At 72.0% G+C, this 17,701-nt stretch carries 18 protein-coding genes; 6 read left to right on the forward strand and 12 right to left on the reverse strand.

Features of this window, described 5'->3' with window-relative positions; all coding sequences use genetic code 11:
• Positions 1-31: 31 nt before the first annotated feature.
• The 4 genes from J3S20_RS10340 (at position 32) to J3S20_RS10355 (ending at position 2,539) form a co-directional block, all read left to right on the forward strand.
• Positions 32-601 (forward strand): sigma-70 family RNA polymerase sigma factor, encoded by a 570-nt coding sequence (locus J3S20_RS10340; protein WP_216836342.1) that lies wholly within the window; start codon positions 32-34, stop codon positions 599-601.
• A gap of 2 nt (positions 602-603) precedes the next feature.
• On the forward strand, positions 604-1,053 hold the full coding sequence (locus J3S20_RS10345; protein WP_216836343.1) for a hypothetical protein: 450 nt from the start codon (positions 604-606) through the stop codon (positions 1,051-1,053).
• Entirely contained in the window at positions 1,050-1,496 is a 447-nt protein-coding gene (locus J3S20_RS10350; protein WP_216836344.1) for a periplasmic heavy metal sensor, read from the forward strand. The genes J3S20_RS10345 and J3S20_RS10350 overlap by 4 nt, the downstream gene beginning before the upstream one ends.
• 98 nt (positions 1,497-1,594) lie before the next feature.
• A complete protein-coding gene (locus J3S20_RS10355) occupies positions 1,595-2,539 on the forward strand; it encodes a pirin family protein (protein ID WP_216836345.1) in 945 nt (314 codons plus the stop codon).
• Positions 2,540-2,645: 106 nt separating this feature from the next.
• Here the strand turns inward: J3S20_RS10355 and J3S20_RS10360 are convergent, their stop codons facing one another.
• The 11 genes from J3S20_RS10360 to J3S20_RS10410 all read right to left on the reverse strand — a co-directional run bounded on the left by J3S20_RS10360 (position 2,646) and on the right by J3S20_RS10410 (position 15,197).
• Positions 2,646-4,304: a radical SAM/SPASM domain-containing protein gene (locus J3S20_RS10360; protein ID WP_216836346.1), complete on the reverse strand. Its 1,659-nt coding sequence runs from the start codon at positions 4,302-4,304 to the stop codon at positions 2,646-2,648.
• Positions 4,305-4,532: 228 nt separating this feature from the next.
• Positions 4,533-5,342: a nucleoside triphosphate pyrophosphohydrolase gene (gene mazG / locus J3S20_RS10365; RefSeq protein ID WP_216836347.1), complete on the reverse strand. Its 810-nt coding sequence runs from the start codon at positions 5,340-5,342 to the stop codon at positions 4,533-4,535.
• A gap of 243 nt (positions 5,343-5,585) precedes the next feature.
• The gene (locus J3S20_RS10370) at positions 5,586-6,380 is read right to left on the reverse strand and encodes an MBL fold metallo-hydrolase (RefSeq protein WP_216836348.1); all 795 of its coding nucleotides are present in this window, start codon (positions 6,378-6,380) and stop codon (positions 5,586-5,588) included.
• Positions 6,381-7,157 carry a TatD family hydrolase gene (locus tag J3S20_RS10375; RefSeq protein WP_216836349.1) on the reverse strand — a complete coding sequence of 259 codons (777 nt, stop codon included), beginning with the start codon at positions 7,155-7,157 and terminating at the stop codon, positions 6,381-6,383.
• Positions 7,158-7,159: 2 nt separating this feature from the next.
• Positions 7,160-8,689, reverse strand: coding sequence for a methionine--tRNA ligase (gene metG, locus J3S20_RS10380; RefSeq protein ID WP_343215197.1), 1,530 nt, complete (start codon positions 8,687-8,689; stop codon positions 7,160-7,162).
• 40 nt (positions 8,690-8,729) lie between these two features.
• Entirely contained in the window at positions 8,730-9,797 is a 1,068-nt protein-coding gene (locus J3S20_RS10385) for a DNA polymerase III subunit delta' (RefSeq protein ID WP_216836351.1), read from the reverse strand.
• Positions 9,794-10,417 carry a dTMP kinase gene (tmk, locus tag J3S20_RS10390; protein ID WP_216836352.1) on the reverse strand — a complete coding sequence of 208 codons (624 nt, stop codon included), beginning with the start codon at positions 10,415-10,417 and terminating at the stop codon, positions 9,794-9,796. The genes J3S20_RS10385 and tmk overlap by 4 nt, the downstream gene beginning before the upstream one ends.
• A gap of 59 nt (positions 10,418-10,476) precedes the next feature.
• The gene (locus J3S20_RS10395; RefSeq protein ID WP_216836353.1) at positions 10,477-11,685 is read right to left on the reverse strand and encodes a D-alanyl-D-alanine carboxypeptidase family protein; all 1,209 of its coding nucleotides are present in this window, start codon (positions 11,683-11,685) and stop codon (positions 10,477-10,479) included.
• A gap of 85 nt (positions 11,686-11,770) precedes the next feature.
• Complete coding sequence (locus tag J3S20_RS10400; protein ID WP_216836354.1) at positions 11,771-12,703, reverse strand: SPOR domain-containing protein; 933 nt, start codon at positions 12,701-12,703, stop codon at positions 11,771-11,773.
• On the reverse strand, positions 12,703-13,665 hold the full coding sequence (locus tag J3S20_RS10405) for a lytic murein transglycosylase (RefSeq protein WP_216836355.1): 963 nt from the start codon (positions 13,663-13,665) through the stop codon (positions 12,703-12,705). Before J3S20_RS10405 ends, J3S20_RS10400 begins: the two co-directional genes overlap by 1 nt.
• 71 nt (positions 13,666-13,736) lie before the next feature.
• Positions 13,737-15,197: an amidohydrolase family protein gene (locus J3S20_RS10410; protein ID WP_216836356.1), complete on the reverse strand. Its 1,461-nt coding sequence runs from the start codon at positions 15,195-15,197 to the stop codon at positions 13,737-13,739.
• A gap of 171 nt (positions 15,198-15,368) precedes the next feature.
• Here J3S20_RS10410 and J3S20_RS10415 point away from each other — a divergent pair, with 171 nt between their 5' ends.
• Entirely contained in the window at positions 15,369-15,701 is a 333-nt protein-coding gene (locus tag J3S20_RS10415; RefSeq protein ID WP_216836357.1) for a hypothetical protein, read from the forward strand.
• A gap of 15 nt (positions 15,702-15,716) precedes the next feature.
• A complete protein-coding gene (locus tag J3S20_RS10420) occupies positions 15,717-16,595 on the forward strand; it encodes a LysR family transcriptional regulator (RefSeq protein ID WP_216836358.1) in 879 nt (292 codons plus the stop codon).
• Positions 16,596-16,604: 9 nt separating this feature from the next.
• On the opposite strand, the gene J3S20_RS10425 is transcribed toward J3S20_RS10420, so the two are convergent.
• Positions 16,605-17,660, reverse strand: a complete 1,056-nt coding sequence (locus J3S20_RS10425) for a lipid A deacylase LpxR family protein (RefSeq protein ID WP_216836359.1) — start codon at positions 17,658-17,660, stop codon at positions 16,605-16,607.
• Between the last annotated feature and the right edge of the window lie 41 nt (positions 17,661-17,701).

Consider the following 17,701-nt stretch of genomic DNA (forward strand, 5'->3'; position numbering starts at 1 on the left):
AGGTGGGGCCGATGGGAACGGCAGGATGGGCGTGACCGCGGAATGGGTCTCCGCGCCGGCGGTTCCGGAGGCCGGCGAGGCGGCGCTGATGGCCCGCGTCGCGGCGGGGGAGGAAGCCGCCTTCCGCCTGCTCGCCGAGCGCCATGCGCCACCCCTGCTGCGCTTCGCCGACCGCATGCTGCGAAACCGCGCGGAGGCGGAGGAGGTTGTGCAGGAGGTGCTCTGGCGGCTCTGGCGGCAGGCCGGGCGCTTCGATGCGGAGCGCGGCCGGCTGGCCACCTGGCTGCATGCCATCGCCTGGCGTCTCTGCCTGGACCGGCTGCGCCGGCGCGGCGCCGACTTGCCGCTGGACGCCGCGGCGGAGGCGCGCGATGCCGCGCCCTCGCCGCTGGACCTCGCCAGCCGGCAGGCGGAGATGGCGGCGCTGGCCGTTCATCTCGCCGCCCTGCCGGAACGGCAGCGCGCCGCGCTGACGCTGTTCTACCACCAGGAAATGGAGGGTCCGGAGGCCGCTGCCGTGCTGCGGCTGGACCTGCGGGCCTTCTGGTCGCTGCTGCGCCGGGGCCGGGCGGCGCTGCGCGCCCGCATGCGGGGAGACTGACCATGGATATCCAGGATTTTCGGCAATTGCTCGACACCCATGGGGCCGACCCGGCGCGCTGGCCGCAGGCGATGCGGGCTGCCGCACTGACGTTGCGCGATCGCAACCCGCAGGCCCAGGCCGCCTGGCGGGAGGCTTCGCGGCTGGAGGCGCTGCTGCGCACCCGCCCGGCGGAGACGGCCGAGGACCGGCTGCGCGCAGCACGGGTGGTGGCCGCCAGCATGGCCCGCATCCGCGCCGAAGCCGCGGCGCGGGAGGCGAGCCTTGCCGCGCGCCTCTGGCAGGAATGGCGCTGGCTGTTTGCCCGGCCGGTCGGGGTGGGGCTGGCAGGCGTGATGCTGGCCGGCTGGTTCGCCGGCCAGGGCCTTCTGCCGCTGCCGCCGCGCGGCGATCCGGTGCTGGAACTGCTGCTGACCGAACCGCTCGCGCTGTTTGAGGAGGATGTCTCGTGACCGGCCTCTCCCGCCTGCGCCTGGCGCTGCTCGCCTCGCTCGGGCTCAACCTGTTTGCCGGCGGCTATCTGGCGGCGCAGGCCTGGCGCCAAGCGGCGCCGGTCGAGGTCGCGGGGCTGGCGCTGGAGCTCAGCGACCGTCCGCTGCGCCGCCTGATGGACGCGCTGCCGGAAGCCGATGCGTCCCAGCTGCGCCAGGCCTTCGTGCCCCGCCGCCAGGCCGTGCTGGCGCGCTTCCAGGCGCAGCGGGATGCGCTGGCCGCGGTGCGAAGGGAGCTGCTGCGCGATCTGGTGGACCCGGCCGCGCTCGCTTCCGCCATCGCCGTGGTGCAGCAGGGGCGCGCGGATCTGGCCGCGGAACTGGCCGCTCTGCTGCAGGAGGTGGCGCCGCGGATGTCGCCGGAGGGCCGCCGCGTGCTTGCCGAATTCCGCCTGGCGCGCTGATGCGATTTGCGGATGGCGATCATCCCGGGCGATGATTCGCGCCCGGGATGCCGCCGGTCCATCTGGTGCATCGACCACCTCCAGGGGGAGACCGCGCCATGTCCAGCATCGCCGACCCGACCAACCCGCTGCCGCCGGGCCTCGAGACCGTCATCCTGCCGCGCAGCCATGATATCGGCGGCTTCGAGGTGCGCCGCGCCCTGCCGGCGAAGGAACGCCAGATGGTCGGGCCCTTCATCTTCTTCGACCAGATGGGGCCGGGCGAGTTCCTGACCGGCACCGGCGTGGATGTCCGCCCGCATCCGCATATCGGCCTGTCCACCGTCACCTATCTGTTCGAGGGCGAGATCTTGCACCGGGACAGCCTGGGCACCGAATTGCCGATCGCGCCCGGCGACGTGAACTGGATGACGGCCGGGCAGGGCATCGTGCATTCCGAACGCACCGCCGCCGCGCGCCGCGCGGCGCCGCATCGCCTGTCCGGCATCCAGTCCTGGGTGGCGCTGCCCAAGGCGCATGAGGAGACGGCGCCGGCCTTCATGCATCACGGCAGCGCCGAGCTGCCACGGCTGGATGCGGAGGGGGTCAAGCTGCGCCTGGTGGCCGGGCAGGGCTGGGGCCTTTCTTCCCCGGTCGCGACGCTGAGCGAGCTGTTCTACGCCGATGCCGTGCTGGCCCCCGGCGCGCAGCTGCCGATGCCGGACCAGCAGGAGGAGCGCGGCGCCTATGTCTTCGCCGGCAGCGTCGAGGTAGCTGGCCAGGTCTTCGAAGCCGGCCGCATGCTGGTCTTCCGCGCCGGCGACCGGATGTCGCTGCGCGCGGGGCCGGAGGGCGCGCGGCTGCTGCTGCTGGGCGGGGCCACCATGGATGGCCCGCGCTACCTGTTCTGGAACTTCGTCAGCTCCTCCCGCGACCGGATCGAGCAGGCCAAGGCGGATTGGGAGCGTGACCGCTTCAACATGCCGGTGCCGGGCGAGACGGAATGGATCCCGCTGCCGGAGCGGAAGGTGGTCCGGGCCGGGGAGCGGTCGCCGACCAGCTGAGGGCTGGAGCCGTTGCACCGCAAGCGAGGACGGTGGAACGGCTCCAGCTCATTGTTTTATCGCGTTTTCCGAGTCGCCTTGCGAAGCCGCAAGGCTCGAAAACGCTTTAAGCCACGACCGTCTGCGGGTCGCCGTAGCAGAGCCGGCAGCTTTCCCGCTCCGCATGGCGCCCGGCTGCGAAGAGGTCCAGCACTTCCCGCCGGGCGGGGGAGAGCAGGGTGTCGATCAGGCTGTCCCGCGCCAGGTTGCCGACCGGCTCCCGCCGCTCGAAGTCCATGCAGCAGATCGTCACCGTGCCGTCGCAATCGACGATCAGGCAGTCCGAAACCTGTTCCGGCCGGCAGCGGATGGGGGAGGCGCCGAGGCTGATCCGGTCGAAGGTGGTGCGGTCGCGGCTGCAGCGGCTGGCCAGCCCGTCGAAGGCCACGCCATTGGCGCCGCGCTCCAGGAACCAGGCGCGGATCGCCGGCAGCTCCGCCAGGTTCAGCCGGCTGACCGGCACGCTGACATAGACCTTGCCGGGGAAGTCCCGGAGGATCGCCTCGATCTTCGGCAGCACGCGTTCCAGGCGCAGCGGTGCCATCAGCTCCGCATAGACCTCCGGCACCAGGGATTCGAGGTGCACGGCGATCTGGGTGACGCTGTCGAACAGCGCCTTGTGCCGCCGCGGGTTGTAGGCGGCGCCATTGGTATTGACCGAGACCAGCGCTTCCGGGAACAGCGCCCGCACCAGCCGGGCGCGCTCCACGACCAGGGGATCGACCAGCCCATCGCCCCAGAGCCCGAGCGAGATCTGGCCGCGGATGGAGAAGTGGTGCTCCGCCATCTGCCGCAGGATGCCTTCGAAGAGCGGCATCGGCATCGGGTGGCGCGGCGCCTCCGCCGTTTCCGGCTTGTTGGTCGGACAATGGATGCAGGAGGCATTGCAACTGCCGGTGGTGCCGAAGCAGACGAAGTCGAAGGCGGCCGGCAGATCCTCCGCCCGCACGCCGCGCTCGGCGGCGATCAGGCGGCGGATGCCGAGGTTCAGCTCGGCGCGCAGATCCCGCATCGCGGCCCAGGCGCGGGGATTGGCATGCTGCCGCTTCAGGGTGGCATCCAGCCGGGCGAAGGCGGCCTCCAGCTTGCCTTCGTCGCGTTCCAGCAGGGCCAGGACCGTCTCCGCCTGGGGCAGGTTGGGGGACAGGGAGAGCGCCCGGCGGCAGGCCGCGGCGGCCGCATCCTTCGAGCCCGTCTCATGCAGCCGCTCCGCCAGCCCGGCGAGCACCACGGCCTCCGACGGCACCTCGGCCAGCGCGGCGAGGTAGTGCGATGCGGCCTCGGCGCGGTCATGGCGGGCGAGGGCGGCCTCCGCCGCATGCCAGGCCGCGTTGAACTCCAGCCGCGACAGCTCCGCGATCGCGGCGGAGAGTAGCGGATCCGCGCCGGCGCGGTGCAGAGCCGCGCGCAGCAGCGCCAAGCCCTCCCGCCGCTCGCCCTGCAGGCCCAGCAGATGGCCCAGATGCAGCGCCGCATCGGCGCTCTCGGGGGCCAGTGCCGCGGCCGCACGATAGGCGGCCAGGGCGCCGGTGTGATCGCCCATCTCCCTCAGCGCATGGCCCTGCTGGATGCGGATCGGGGCGCGTCCGGGATCGAGCGCCAGCGCGGCCGCATAGGACGTGGCCGCCATGGGCCAGTCCCGCCGGTCCCGCGCCTGGTTGCCGGTGCGGATCAGCGCCGCGACGCGCCGCTGGCGGATATCCAGCTTCCGCCAGAGGCGCTGCAAGCGAGCCTGAAGGCCGGCCGCTCCCTCCATGGTCTCCCCCGGACTGTCCCTTATCGCAATGAATGACGCGGGGCGGCGCCTGGCGCAAAGGGAAATGCCGGGTCGAGGGCGAAGTTCACCCTCCGTTCCAGAGGTCCGGCCAAGGCAGGGCCGGAGTTCACACCGGCGCCTGGAGTAGCGCAACAACTGACTTTCGTAGCACTACTACATGCCCGGTCACGCTGTAGCTCAGCCCTTTTCCGCAGCCTTCACCGCCTGCCACTCGGCCTCCATCGCCGCCAGCCCGGCATCTGCCGGCGCCAGTCCGCGCTGCGCCAGGCGGGTCTCCACGGCCCGGAACCGGCGCTCGAACTTGGCATTGGCGGCGGCCAGGCAGGCCTCGGGGTCCAGGTCCAGCTTGCGGGCCAGGTTCACCATGACGAAGAAGAGGTCGCCCAGCTCATCCGCCTGGCGTGCCTTGTCCATCGCCGGCAGCTCCGCCCGCAGCTCCGCCGCTTCCTCCTCCAGCTTGTCCAGGACCTGGCCGGCATCCGGCCAGTCGAAGCCGACCCGCGCGGCGCGGCGGGAGATTTTCAGGGCGCGGGTGAGGGCGGGCAGGCCCACCGGGATGCCGGCGAGCGTCCCGGTCTCGGCGCGGGCGGCGCGCTCGGCTTCCTTCTGCGCCTCCCAGGCCGCGGTCTGCATGCCGGCGTCGCGGGCCGCGGCCTCCCCGAACACATGCGGATGGCGGCGGATCATCTTGGCGGCGATGGCTTCCGCCACCTGGGCGAAGCCGAAATGCCCGGCCTCCGCGGCCATCTGTGCGTGATAGACGACCTGGAACAGCAGGTCGCCCAGCTCATCCAGCAGCTGGGGGAAGTCCGGGCCCCGGGCGATGGCATCCGCCACCTCGTAGGCTTCCTCGATCGTGTAGGGCGCGATCGAGGCGAAGTCCTGCACCCGGTCCCAGGGGCAGCCATTCGGCGCGCGCAGCCGGACCATGATCTCGAGCAGCCGCGTCAGCGCGGCGGCCGGGTCGGCTTGGGGGGCGGTGGGCATCGGGCGCGAATCTCCGGGGCAGGCGGCGGCATCCTGGCGCAGCCCCGGCAATCCCCAAAACCCTCCCAGCTTTTATCCCCATGTCCGTTTGTCGCATAATGAATATTATGGAAAGAAAAGCCCTGGGGACAAGTCGGGGAGAACTTCAGACAAAGGATGAGGATAAGGAAGAGGCTGCAGCCAAGCCTGGCGGGCGGCCCTGGGGAGACCGCTGGAACGGAGGGTGAACCTCAGCCCCCTCGGTCAGGCGGCGCGGATCTCCAGCACCATCCCGTCATGCCCCGGCTCCACGCCGGTGGGCAGCATGCGGCGCAGCTCGGCAAAATCCATGTCGATGCCCATATGCGTCAGCACCGTCCGTCGCGGCCGCAGCCGCGACACCCAGGCCAGCACCTGGTCGACATTCGCATGCACCGGATGCGGGCTGCGCTGGAAGCAGCCGACCACCCAGGTATCCAGCCCCTCAAGCCGCGCCAGGCTTTCCTCCGGCATGGTCACCACATCGGTGGAATAGGCAAAGCGGCCGATCCGGAAGCCCAGCGTCTCCATCACCTTGTGGTCCTGGCGGAAGACCTCGGCCCGCATCCCGGCCATTTCCACCGTCTCCCCCGGGGCAATGATCCGCGGCGTCAGCGCGGGCCGGTAGAAGCCGGGCGGTGTCGGCGGGCGGAAGGCATAGTCGAAGCGCTGGATCAGCAGATCCAGCGTCTCGGCGCTGCCGAAGGCCTCCAGCGCCGTGCCGCGCAGCCGGTTGACGCCGCGCAGGTCGTCGATGCCCAGCACATGGTCGGCATGGGCATGGGTGAAGGCCACCGCATCGATCGTTGCGAATCCAAAATCCAGGAACTGCTGGCGGAGGTCAGGCCCGGCATCGATCAGCAGCCGGCTGCCGGCCGCATCCTCCACCACCGCGGAGGTCCGGCTGCGGCGATTGCGCGGCTCCGCCGGGTCGCAGACGCCCCAGGCACCGCGCCCATCCTCGCCGCCGATCTGCGGCACCCCGGCCGAGCCGCCGCAGCCCAGCAGCGTCACCCGCATCTAGATCGCCCGGGCGAATAGGCGTCGGAAGTTGCTCGTGGTGAGGTCGGCCAGCGCCGCGATGCCGAGGCCCCTCACCTCCGCCAGCCTGGCCGCCGTATGCACCACATAGGCCGGCTCGCAGCGCTTGCCGCGCAGCGGCACGGGGGCGAGGTAGGGGCTGTCCGTCTCCACCAGCAGGCGGTCCGCCGGTGTCTCCGCCGCAACGGCGCGGATGGCATCCGACTTCGGGAAGGTCAGCATGCCGCTGAAGGAGATGTAGCCACCCAGCCGCACCGCGGTGCGTGCCAGTTCGGCGCCGGAGGAAAAGCAATGCAGCAGGAAGGGGAATTTCCCCCGCGCATCCTCATCCTCCAGGATCGCCGCCATATCGGCATCCGCGTCGCGGGCATGGATCACCAGGGGCAGGCCGGACTGGCGGGCGGCGGCGATGTGGCGGCGGAAGCCGGCCTGCTGCACGGCCCGCGGCGCCTTGTCGTAGAAATAGTCCAGGCCGCTTTCGCCGATCCCTACAACCCGCGGATGGTCGGCCTCCGCCAGGATGTCCTGAACGTCCGGCACCTCGCCCTCCCCGGCATTGTGGGGGTGGATGCCGACGGTGGCGAAGACGCCCTCATACTTGTCCGCGATGGCCCGCACGGTGGCGGCCTGTTCGCCGAGGCGGGTGCCGATGGTGACCATCACCCCCACGCCAGCGGCCTTGGCGCGGGCCACCACCTCCTCCTGCTCCGCCCCCACGAAATGATCCAGGTGGCAGTGGCTGTCGACGATCAGCATGGTCAGGCGGTGGCCTCGATCTTGCGGAACAGCGGCTCCGGCGGCGGCAGGGTCAGGCCGGCGGGCAGCGGCGTCGCCAGTGCATCGAGCCCCCTCGCCGCCTCCGGCACGCCCAGCTGGTCCAACAGCTTGGCCATGGTGGTCGGCATGAAGGGCTGCAGCACGGTGGCGAAGGCACGAAGAGCGTCATGCAGGTGGCGCAGAACGGCGAGCCCCCGCGCCGGGTCGGTCTTCTTCAGCGCCCAGGGGGCGGCCACGGTGATATAGCCATTGGCGTCGCGAACCGCGGCCATGATGGCCTCCAGCGCCAGGTGGAATTCCTGGCGGTCGAGATGCGCGCCGACCACCCCGGGCAGCGCCGCGACCTGGGCGGCCAGCGCGGCATCGGCCTCGGTGGGCGCCGTGGCTTCCGGCAGCTGCGCCTCGGCATTGCGCTGGATCAGCGAGAGGGTCCGGTTGGCCAGGTTGCCCAGCGCATTGGCCAGCTCGCCATTCAGCCGATTGACCAGAGCGGTGCGGGAGAAATCGCCATCCTGGCCGAACGGCACTTCGCGCAGCAGGAAGTAGCGCAGCGGGTCCAGGCCGAATTCCTCGACCAGCGCCACCGGATCGATGACGTTGCCGAGGCTCTTGGAGATCTTCTGGCCCTCATTCGTCCACCAGCCATGCGCGAAGACGCGCTGCGGCGCCGGCAGGCCCGCGGCCAGCAGGAAGGCAGGCCAGTAGATGGCGTGGAACCGCAAAATGTCCTTGCCGACGACATGCACCTCCGCCGGCCAGAGCTTCCAGAGCGGCGCGTCCTCGTCCGGATAGCCCAGCGCCGTGATGTAGTTGGTCAGCGCGTCGATCCAGACATACATCACATGGCTGTCGTCGCCCGGCACCTTCACCCCCCAGGTGAAGGAGGTGCGGGAGATGGACAGGTCGGAGAGGCCCGACTTCACGAAGGCCACCACCTCGTTCCGCCGGCTGGCCGGCAGGATGAAGTCGGGATTCGCCTCGTAATAGGCCAGCAGCTTCTCGGCCCAGGCGGAGAGGCGGAAGAAGTAGGAGGGCTCCTTCACCCATTCCACCGGCGCGCCGGAGGGGGCGTATTTCTGGCCATCGCGCTCGACCAGCTCGTCCGGGCCGTAGAAGGCCTCGTCGCGCACCGCGTACCAGCCCTCATAGGCGCCGAGGTAGATTTCGCCGCGTTCCACCAGCTTTTCCCACAGCGCCTGGCAGGCCCGCTTGTGGCGCTCCTCCGTCGTGCGGATGAAGGCGTCGTTGGAGAAGCCCATGGTGGCGGTCAGGTCCCGAAAACTCTGGCTGACCTTGTCGGTGAAAGCCTGGGGATCCATGCCGGCGTCCTGCGCCGCCTTCTCCACCTTCTGGCCGTGCTCGTCCGTGCCGGTCAGGAAGAACACTTCCCGCCCCTGCAGCCGGCGCCAGCGCGCCATTACATCGGCGGCGAGCGTCGAATAGGCGTGGCCGACATGCGGCTTGTCGTTCACGTAGTAGATGGGCGTGGTGATGTAGGAGCTTTGGGTCACAGCATTGGCTTCCGGTTTCTCGCCCATCAGCGCCGACCCCCTAGCGACGGGACGGCGAGAGCCAGAGTAGCGCCGTCAGCACCGCCTGCTTGCGGTCCAGGCTGAGCACATCCGTCTCGGCTGCGAGCCGTCCGAGGCTATCCCACAGGGTCGACCACTCGGCAAGCGGACGCTCGCCCAGCCAGCCGGGCGCACCCTGCCCACGCGCCGCCTGCCGCACCGCGGAGGAAATCGCCCGCCGCAGCAGCGCGATGAAGGTCGCAAAGCCGCTGCCGTCGCGCTTGGCGGCCACTGCATCGGCGATCCGGTGCCAGTTGCGGCGATCGCCCAGCTCGCCCAGCGCCTGGTCGACCAGCGCCTGCAAAGCGAGCCCCTCGCCTTCCGCCAGCGCCACCGCCTGGCCCGCCGAGCCCTCCGCGATCCGGCCGAGCGTCGCGCGTTCTGTCGCGTTCAGCTCCGGCAGCAGCCGCCCCAGCAGCGGATCGAGCACCGCGGCATCGAGCGGCGAAAGATCCAGCCGGCGGACGCGGCTGCGGATGGTGGGCAGCAGCCGGTCAGGCGCCGCGGTGGTCAGCACCAGCACAGCGCGGGGCGGCGGCTCTTCCAGCGTCTTCAGCAGGGCGTTGGCGGCCTCGGGGCGCAGCATTTCGGCGCCATCCACCAGCACGAAGCGCCAGCCGCCCTCGGCGGGGGTCATGGCCAGGAAGCGGATGGCATCCCGCACATCCTCCACCCGGATCACCAGCTTCACGCCGCCCTTCTCCCCCGTGTTCGGGCGCAGCGCCCGCAGGTCCGCATGGGCGCCGGCGGCGATGCGCCGGAAGGTGGTGTGCTGGGGGTCGAGGTTCAGCGGCGTGCTGCCCAAGGGCACGCTGCCCTCCGCGCCACCGGCCAGCAGCCAGCGCCCGAAGCGGTAGCCGAGCGTCGCCTTGCCGATGCCCGGCGGCCCCGCCAGCATCCAGGCATGCGGCAGCCGGCCGGAGAGCGCCGCGCGCTGCAGCGTCTCCGCTGCCGCGACATGCCCGAACAGGTCCGGCATGGCCCGAACCGCCTGGTCCGGATCCTCCGCAAAGACCTGTTCCTTGGGGGCGCGGGGGGCGCGGCTCATGGCAGGCGGTCGTCGACCAGCGTGGCGATCCGGGCCGCCACCGCATCCGCCCCCGGCGTCGCATCCACCAGGGCGCAGCGCCCGGGCTCCGCCGCGGCGATGCCCAAAAATCCGTCGCGGATGCGCTGGTGGAAGGCGGTGTCCAGCCGCTCGTAGCGATCCGCCGCCACGCCGCGGCCGCGGGCGCGCGCCATGCCGGTCTCCACCGGCAGGTCCAGCACCAGGGTCAGGTCCGGGGCGAACCCCTCCAGCGCCACCGCCGCCAGCTGTTCGATCGCAGCCTGCGCCACGCCCTGCCCGAAACCCTGATAGGCGCGGGTGCTGTCGGCAAAGCGGTCCGAAATGACCCAGATGCCGGCCGCCAGCGCCGGGCGGATGGTGGTCACCAGGTGGTCGCGCCGCGCGGCGAAGACCAGCAGCGCCTCCGCCACCGGATCCAGCCCCTGCCCGCCCAGCAGCAGCCGGCGCATCGCCTCCGCCCCCGGCGCGCCCCCCGGCTCGCGGGTCAGCAGCACCGGCAGTCCGCGCGCCGCCAGATGCGCGGCCAGCCGCCGGGCCTGGGTGGACTTCCCCGCGCCCTCCCCGCCTTCGAGCGTGATGAATCGTCCGCGTTGCTGCATGGCCCTATCTCGCCGCTATCGGCGCGGCGCTCAAGCCATGGTGCTAACGCGCCGCGGCCTCAGCTGCCGAACCAGCGCCCGATCACGGCCGGGATGCGCGGCAGCAGGCCGAGCCGGTCCACATCGGCGCCAGCGATGAGCGGCACGTTCATCTCCGGCACGCCCTGGCCCGCGATCAGCAGCGTGCCGATGCCCTGGCCCTTGCTGACCGGCGCCGGCACCGGCGCGTCGTAGCGCACCCGCACCTCCAGGTTGCGGCGCCACTGCCGCGGCAGGGTCAGCACCAGGTCGCGCCCGGCGACCAGCGGCACGGTGGCACGTTCGCCGAGATAGACCGGCACTTCCTCCACCGTATCGGCGGCGCGGAAGACCACGACATTCTCGAATTCGCGGAAGGCCCATTCGAACAGGCGCTCGCTTTCCTCGGCCCGCGCCCGCATCGAGGGCAGGCCGTTCACCACCAGGATCAGCCGCCGCCCGCCGCGGATGGCGGAGGCCGTCAGGCCATAGCCGGCTTCCTCCGTATGGCCGGTCTTCAGCCCATCGGCGCCGGCCACGCGGCTCAGCGCCGGGTTGCGGTTCTCCTGGGTGATGTCGTTCCAGCGGAAGCTGCGCTCGTTGTAGAGGCTGTAGTATTCCGGGAAGTCGCGGATGATCCGGCGCGCCAGCGTCGCCAGGTCGCGCGACGTCATGCGATGTTCCGGGTCGGGCCAGCCGGTCGCGTTGCGGAAGGTGCTGTCGCGCAGGCCGATGCGGCGTGCCGTCTCGTTCATCAGCTCTGCGAATTGCGTCTCGGACCCGCTGATGCCCTCCGCCAGCACGATGCAGGCGTCGTTGCCGGACTGGATGATGACGCCGCGCGACAGGTTCTCGACGCTGATCGAGGAGCCGACCTCGACGAACATCTTGCTGCCGCCCATGCGCCAGGCGCGCTCGCTGACCGGCAACTGCTGGTCCATGCGCAGTCGGCCGTTCTTCAGCAGTTCGAAGACCACATACATGGTCATCAGCTTGGACATGGAGGATGGCGGCATGCGGTCATCCGCCGCCTTCTCCAGCAGCACCGCGCCGGTGTCGAAGTCCATGATCAGCGCGTGCCGCGCGCTGGTATCCAGCGGGCCCAGCGGCGTCGTGGCCGGGCTGGTCGGCGGCGGGGCCGGGCGCGCGGCGCGGGGCGGCGTCGCCGGGCGCTGCTGCGCCAGGCTCTCCGTTGCGGCCAAACTTGTCGCGAGGCCGGCGGCGGCCCCCATCATGTCCCGGCGGCGCATTGGCAGCCTCCCTTCTGGAGCAGTCCCGAGCCTCGCTGCCTGGCGAAGGCGGCCCGGAAATGCGTTATTCAAGTTCGACTCGTGGTCAGTCCACGAGAATGCGCGCTTCGGATACGCCCGCCCGCAGAGTCCCCTCAAGCGCCCTGTCGGCCTCGGCCGCCGCGTTGAAGGGGCCGAGCCGGACGCGGTAGCTGGGCTGCACGCCCCGGCCCCGGCCGCCCAGCACATCGACCCGCGGCAAAAGCCCCGCCAGCCGCGCCGCCTGCCGGTCCGCCATGTCGCGGCGGGAGAAGGTGGCCAGTTCCACCCAGAGCATCCCGGGCCGCGCCGGCACGCGGCTGACGCGCTCGGGCAGCCGCAGCGGGGGCGCCGAGCCCGTGGCCGCGGCGGTAGCGCCGGCCGAGGCGCCGGCGCCCGGGAATTGCCGCGCCTGGCGCAGCCGGGTGGCCTGAGTCGCGCCCGGCGGCGGCGCCAACTCCTCCCGCCCCACGGCGCCGACCGGGGCGGCGGCGATTTCCAGCGTCTGCGCCTCCGTGCTCGGCAAGCCGCCGGCCAAGGCGCGGGAGGGTTCGCCCACCACCTCGATCCGCACCTGGGCGGTGCCGCCGGGGCGGATGCCGATCAGCTCCGCCGCGCGCCGCGACAGCGCCACCACCCGGCCGGGGTTCTGCGGCCCGCGATCATTCACCCGCACCTCGACGCGCAACCCGGTCTCGAGATTGGTCACGGCCAGCACCGCCGGCAGTTGCAGCGTGCGGTGCGCGGCGGTCAGCACCGCAGGATCGTAGATTTCGCCATTGCTGGTGCGGCGCCCGGCCCTCGCATCGGCCGCCACGGCAGCGAGGCCGGTCTGGTCCAGCGCAAAATCCTCGCGAGGATAGGACCAGAGCCCGCCCATCTGGTAGGGCTCGCCGATCATGTAGCGCGGCTGCGCCGTGGGTGCCGGGGGGCGCGGCGCGCAGCCGGCCAGCACCGCCGCGGCCAGCGCCGCCGCCAGCCCGAAGCGGGCCAGGCGCATCAGGCGACGCGATCCGACAGCATGCCCACCGCGAGGGCATAGAAGTTGGAGGGGTTGTAGCGCCGGATGACGTTGAAGTTGTGATAGACGAGAAAGGCCTGCCCGCTCGGCCCCGGAATCAGCACCGCGGCCTGCATCTCGAGCGGCGGCAGTTCCACCCCATCCGGCCGGCGCACGCCCATCCGCACCCAGTCGCGCAGCGGGCGCATATTCTCGCGGCGCGCCTGTTCCGTGTCGAAGCCGGCGGGCAGCACCACCTCCCGCCCCCAGAGCTCGTCGTCGCGCCAGCCGGAGCGGGAGAGGTAGTTGCCGATCGAGCCCAGCGCATCGGCGCGGTTGTCCCAGATGTCGCGCCGGCCATCGCCATCCAGGTCGACCGCCAGGCGGTCGAAGTTGCTGGGCATGAATTGCGGATGGCCCATGGCGCCGGCCCAGCTGCCGCGCATGCGGTCCGGCGTGACATGGCCGGCATCCAGGATCTTCAGCGCGGCCATCAGCTCGTTGCGGAAATAGCTGGACCGCCGCCCGTCCCAGGCCAGCGTGGCCAGGGACTGGATGACGTTCATATTGCCGGTGAAGCCGCCGTAGTTCGTCTCCAGCCCCCAGATCGCGGTGACGATGCGGGGCGAGACGCGAAAGCGGTCCTGCACTGTTTCCAGCGTCGCGCGGTTGTCGGCGAAGGCGCGGCGGCCGGCATCGATGCGCTGCTGGGACAGGCGGGCGTCGCGATACTGTTCCCAGGTCTGGGTGAATTCCGGCTGCCGCCGGTCCAGCTCCAGTACCCGGTCATTCGGCTGCAGCCCGTCCAGCGCCCGGCTGACCGTATTGGCGGAGACGCCGGCGCGCCGGGCCTCCGCCCGCACTCCGTTGAGGAAGGCGGCGAAACTTTCGCTGGCCGCCTGCGCGCGCGCGCCGACCAGAAGGGCGGGAAGGGAGAGGAGGATGCGCCGAGTCGGAACCATCGGCGCTGGATGCCACAGGCCGGGGGGCCGGGGCAACGCACGGTTGCGCTGGTGCCCCCCGCGCCCCGCTTCTATCGCGCCGCGGCCGCCGCCATTTCCTCGGCGCGGGACTGCAGGCGCGCGAGGACCGCGGCGGCACCCGGATCGGTCAGCCGGCCGTCGCGCTTGCGGAGCCGGCCATCGACCATCACCGTCTCGATCTCCCCGGCGCCGGCCTGCAGCAGCACCAGGCCGGCGGGGTCGGAGCGCGGGGCGGTCAGCGGCTGGTCGGCGCGCACCAGCAGCAGGTCGGCGCGCTTGCCCGGCGTCAGGCTGCCGGTGACGCGGTCCAGCCCCAACCCGCGGGCGCCGCCGATGGTGGCGAATTCCAGCATCTGCCGCGCGGTGACGGGCGGCGTCGCCGGCACCCCCTGCCCGGCCGCCAGCGCCGCCGCATTGATCCGGTGCAGCTCCGCCGCCATGGCCACCCGCAGCTGCGGCAGCAGGCCGCCGCCGACCATGGAGGGGATGTCGGTGCCGACCGAGACCTTCATCCCCGCCGCCGCGGCCTTGAACATGGCCGGGTGGCCATGGCCCATGCGCATCTCCACCTCTGGCGTCGAGCACAGCATTACGCCCCGATCGGCGGCCAGCTTGTACTCATCGGCCTCGTGGGTGTTGGCATGGACGATCTGCAGCCGCTCGTTCAGCAGCCCCTCGGCATCCAGCTGCGCCAGCAGGCGCGTTTTGCGATTGGGATAGATGCCGGCGCCGGTGTGGATGGCGATCGGGACGCCGAGCTCCGCGAGGCGCTTCATATCGGCCAGCGCCGGCGCCAGCGGGGTGAAGTCCGGCCCCTGCAGGCAGGTCCAGATCCGCACCAGCCCCTCGGCGCGGGCGGCCAGCAGGCTTCGGGCATGGGCGATCATCCGGCCGCCGAGCGCGGCCGCATCGCCGCCCTGCGGGATGGGGGGCGCGGTATAGGCCAGCACGCCGCGGATGCCGGCGGCATCCAGCCCGGCCAGCGCCGCATCGGCATGGTCGGGGGACATCGTCTCCCGCGACCAGTCCATCACGGTGGTGACGCCGGCGGCGATCTGCTCCAGCCCGCCGGCATGGTCGGCCAGTTGAACATCGGCCGGCGTCATGCGGTTGGAATGGCGCAGCACGATGGTCTGGAAATAGCCGCCGAAGGAATGTTCGGTGGACAGGCCGCGCTGCATGGATTGCGCCAAGTGGATATGGCCATTGACCATGCCCGGCAGGGCGATGCGCCCGGCGCCCTCGATCACCAGCGCACCCTCCGGCGCCGGGATGCTGGCGGCGATGGCGCGGATCACGCCGTCCTGCACCAGGATATCGCCCTGCGGCAGGTCGCCGATGGCGGGGTCCATCGACAGCACGAAGGCGCCACGGACCAGGATGGGCTGGCCGGCCGCGGGCGCCGGCGCTTGGGCGGCGGCAGGCCGGGCGAGGCTCGCCAGCAGGGGCGCCGCGGCGCCGGCGGCCAACAGGCTGCGCCGGCCGAGGCCGGAGCCTTCGGTCTTGTTCATGTCAGGGTCCGTTTCTTCCCGCCGCCCCTCCGCAACGGAAGGCCGGCGCGGGGACGATGCCCGCAATCGATTGCACCCGCAAGAGCCTTCGCGAAACGCCGCGTTGCAAGCTTGGCCGTCGCCCGCCGCCGCGCGCCACGGCAGTTTCCCGCCACCACGACGGAGACTGCCATGCGCCACCCCGAACTCCTCATCCTGCTCTCGGCCCCGCCCGGCCCCGGCTGGCAGGACGCGGCGGAGACGCTGCGCCAGGCCGGGCACCTGCCGATCGACGCCGCCGGGCTGGAACGCGCCTTGGCCGAGGGCGGCCCCGGCCTCACCGCCGCCCGCCGCCTGGCCCGCTTCTGCGATGCCGCCGTGCTGCTGGGCGCGGCTCCGGGGCTGGAGGGCGCCTTCCGGGCCAGCCGGCGGCCGGTCTATGCTGCGGCGGAACAGCTCCGGCCCGCCGCGCCCCGCCCTGCCCCCTCCCTGCCCTGGTATGCGCTGCGCTCGCTGGACCGATAGGGGCCCCCGCGGCGGATGCGCGACTTCTCCTGGGACGACGCCAAGATCTTCGCCGCGGTGGTGGAGGCCGGCGGCTGGCGCCGCGCGGCGCAGCGCCTCGGCCTCAGCGCCGCCACCACCAGCCGCCGGGTCGATGCCTTCGAGGCCTGGGCCGGGGAGAAGCTGCTGGAACGCCGCCCGGACGGGCTGCGCCTGACCCCGCGCGGCGCCCGCGTGATGGCGGCGCTGCAGCAGATGGGCCAGGCCGCAGACAGCATCCGCCGCGCGACGGCGGAGCGGGAGCAGGAGGTGGTGCGGATCTCCGCCACCGCCTCCATGGCCCTGGTGCTCGCCGAGCATATGTCTGCCCTGGCCGCGGCCACGCCGGGCGTCGTCATCTCCCTGCTGCCGTCGCGCGCTATCCTCAGCCTGGCGCGGCGGGAGGCGGAGATCGCCATCCGCATGCGCACGCCGCCCGATTCCGGCAGCCTGGTGATGCGCCGCCTGGCCCGGGTGCGGGTCGCGCTCTACGCCGCGCCGTCCCTGGTGCCGGATCCGGCGGCGGCCGATCTGCGCGCCCTGCCCTATATCGGCCTGGCCCGCCCAGCCGCGCAGTCGCGCACGGTGCGGGCGCTGGAGGCGCTGGTGGGGCTGCGCCCGCCCGTCGCGGTGCTGGACGATACGCCGATCCGGCTGCGCGCCTGCATCCAGGGCCTCGGCATGGCCCTGCTGCCCTGCCTGCCGGCGGAGGCCACGGGCCGGCTGCACCGCATCGCCAGCCTGCCACCGGATTGCGACGAGGATGCCTGGCTGGTGATGCATGAGGACCTGGCGCCGCTGCCCGCCCTGCGCGCGGTGGCGGAAGCCGTGGCCGCGCTGTTCCACCGCCAGCGCGCCGCCCTGATGGGCGAGTGAGGCCCGCGGTCAGAACCTGGCGGTAAAACCCACCGAGCCGAAGCTCTGCAGCCCGCCGCGCTGGCCGTAGAACTCCTCGGTCCGCCAGACATGGCTATAGGCCAGGCGAAAACCACGCCAATGCGCGACCAGCCCCGCCGTCGCATCCGCGACCAGCGGCCGCTTGTCGACCGAAGGCCCGCCATCGCGCCAGGTATTGCCATCCAGGAAGATGTCGCGGGCGATGGCGCGACCCTGGCCGCCGATGAAGGCATACCAGCCGAATTCCTCCCGCGGCTGGAAGAAGGCGGAGCCCACCAGGCCCGGCCGGATGCGCGGCGCGCCGTAATCGGCCTCCAACCCCTGCCCCACCCGGAAGGTCACGCCGGCGCCGCCATAGGTCGAGACGTTGCCCAGCGCCACGGTATAGGAGGTCAGCATATCCGCCTGCAGGCTGCCGAGCTCCAGCGGCGCGCTGCGCAGCGTGCGCTCGAAGACCATGTTCAGCGCCAGCTCGTCCTTCAGCTGGCTGTCCCAGCCCTTGGTGGTATCGACGCGGATCGCCTCATGCACCGTGTTCTGCACGAATTCGCCGAGCGCCGAGGGCCCGATCACGCCCGCCTGCAGTTCCAGCGTGGTGAGCGAGAAACCGGTCTCGCGCTGCAGAACCAGGGCGCCGTAGAGGTGCCCGGCATAGGGCCGGTCATTCGGGTCGGGGATGCGCCGCTGGGTGTCCTCGGGCGTGTAGATCGCCTGCACGAGGCCAGCGCCCCAGCGCACCTGGCCGGGGCCCAGCAGCCGCGTCGCCTGCTCGTTCAGCCAGCGCAGGGGCGTGGGCAGTTCCGCCGAAGGCGACCGCCAGGCGATCTGCAGGCCGCTGGTATAGTTGCGGTCGGTGCCGCCCAGCGTGTCGTTCTCGTAGTTGAAGGTCCAGCTGCCATAGGGGTCGGGCGGCGGCGGCGTCACCTCTCCCACCGTCGGCGTCAGCGAATCCGGCAGGGCCGGCAGTAGGCCCTGCGCCGAGGCGACGGGCGCCAGGGCGGAGGTGGCGAGGAGGAAGCTGATCAGCAGGGGGGCGTTGCGCATGGCGCGGTCTATCCGTTGCGGGGGACGCAGGCAAACGCCGC

The sequence above is a fragment of the Falsiroseomonas tokyonensis genome (genome assembly GCF_019024325.1).
GTDB classification, from domain to species: domain Bacteria; phylum Pseudomonadota; class Alphaproteobacteria; order Acetobacterales; family Acetobacteraceae; genus Falsiroseomonas; species Falsiroseomonas tokyonensis.

Coding starts and splice junctions, on each gene's coding strand:
- J3S20_RS10425 (WP_216836359.1), bottom strand. CDS start 17,660: ATGCGCAACGCCCCCCTGCTGATCAGCTTCCTCCTCGCCACCTCCGCC.
- J3S20_RS10395 (WP_216836353.1), bottom strand. CDS start 11,685: ATGCGCCGCCGGGACATGATGGGGGCCGCCGCCGGCCTCGCGACAAGT.
- J3S20_RS10415 (WP_216836357.1), top strand. CDS start 15,369: ATGCGCCACCCCGAACTCCTCATCCTGCTCTCGGCCCCGCCCGGCCCC.
- J3S20_RS10420 (WP_216836358.1), top strand. CDS start 15,717: ATGCGCGACTTCTCCTGGGACGACGCCAAGATCTTCGCCGCGGTGGTG.
- J3S20_RS10370 (WP_216836348.1), bottom strand. CDS start 6,380: ATGCGGGTGACGCTGCTGGGCTGCGGCGGCTCGGCCGGGGTGCCGCAG.
- J3S20_RS10400 (WP_216836354.1), bottom strand. CDS start 12,703: ATGCGCCTGGCCCGCTTCGGGCTGGCGGCGGCGCTGGCCGCGGCGGTG.
- J3S20_RS10410 (WP_216836356.1), bottom strand. CDS start 15,197: ATGAACAAGACCGAAGGCTCCGGCCTCGGCCGGCGCAGCCTGTTGGCC.
- tmk (WP_216836352.1), bottom strand. CDS start 10,417: ATGCAGCAACGCGGACGATTCATCACGCTCGAAGGCGGGGAGGGCGCG.
- J3S20_RS10405 (WP_216836355.1), bottom strand. CDS start 13,665: ATGGTTCCGACTCGGCGCATCCTCCTCTCCCTTCCCGCCCTTCTGGTC.
- J3S20_RS10385 (WP_216836351.1), bottom strand. CDS start 9,797: ATGAGCCGCGCCCCCCGCGCCCCCAAGGAACAGGTCTTTGCGGAGGAT.
- J3S20_RS10375 (WP_216836349.1), bottom strand. CDS start 7,157: ATGCTGATCGTCGACAGCCACTGCCACCTGGATCATTTCGTGGGGGCG.
- J3S20_RS10345 (WP_216836343.1), top strand. CDS start 604: ATGGATATCCAGGATTTTCGGCAATTGCTCGACACCCATGGGGCCGAC.
- J3S20_RS10355 (WP_216836345.1), top strand. CDS start 1,595: ATGTCCAGCATCGCCGACCCGACCAACCCGCTGCCGCCGGGCCTCGAG.
- mazG (WP_216836347.1), bottom strand. CDS start 5,342: ATGCCCACCGCCCCCCAAGCCGACCCGGCCGCCGCGCTGACGCGGCTG.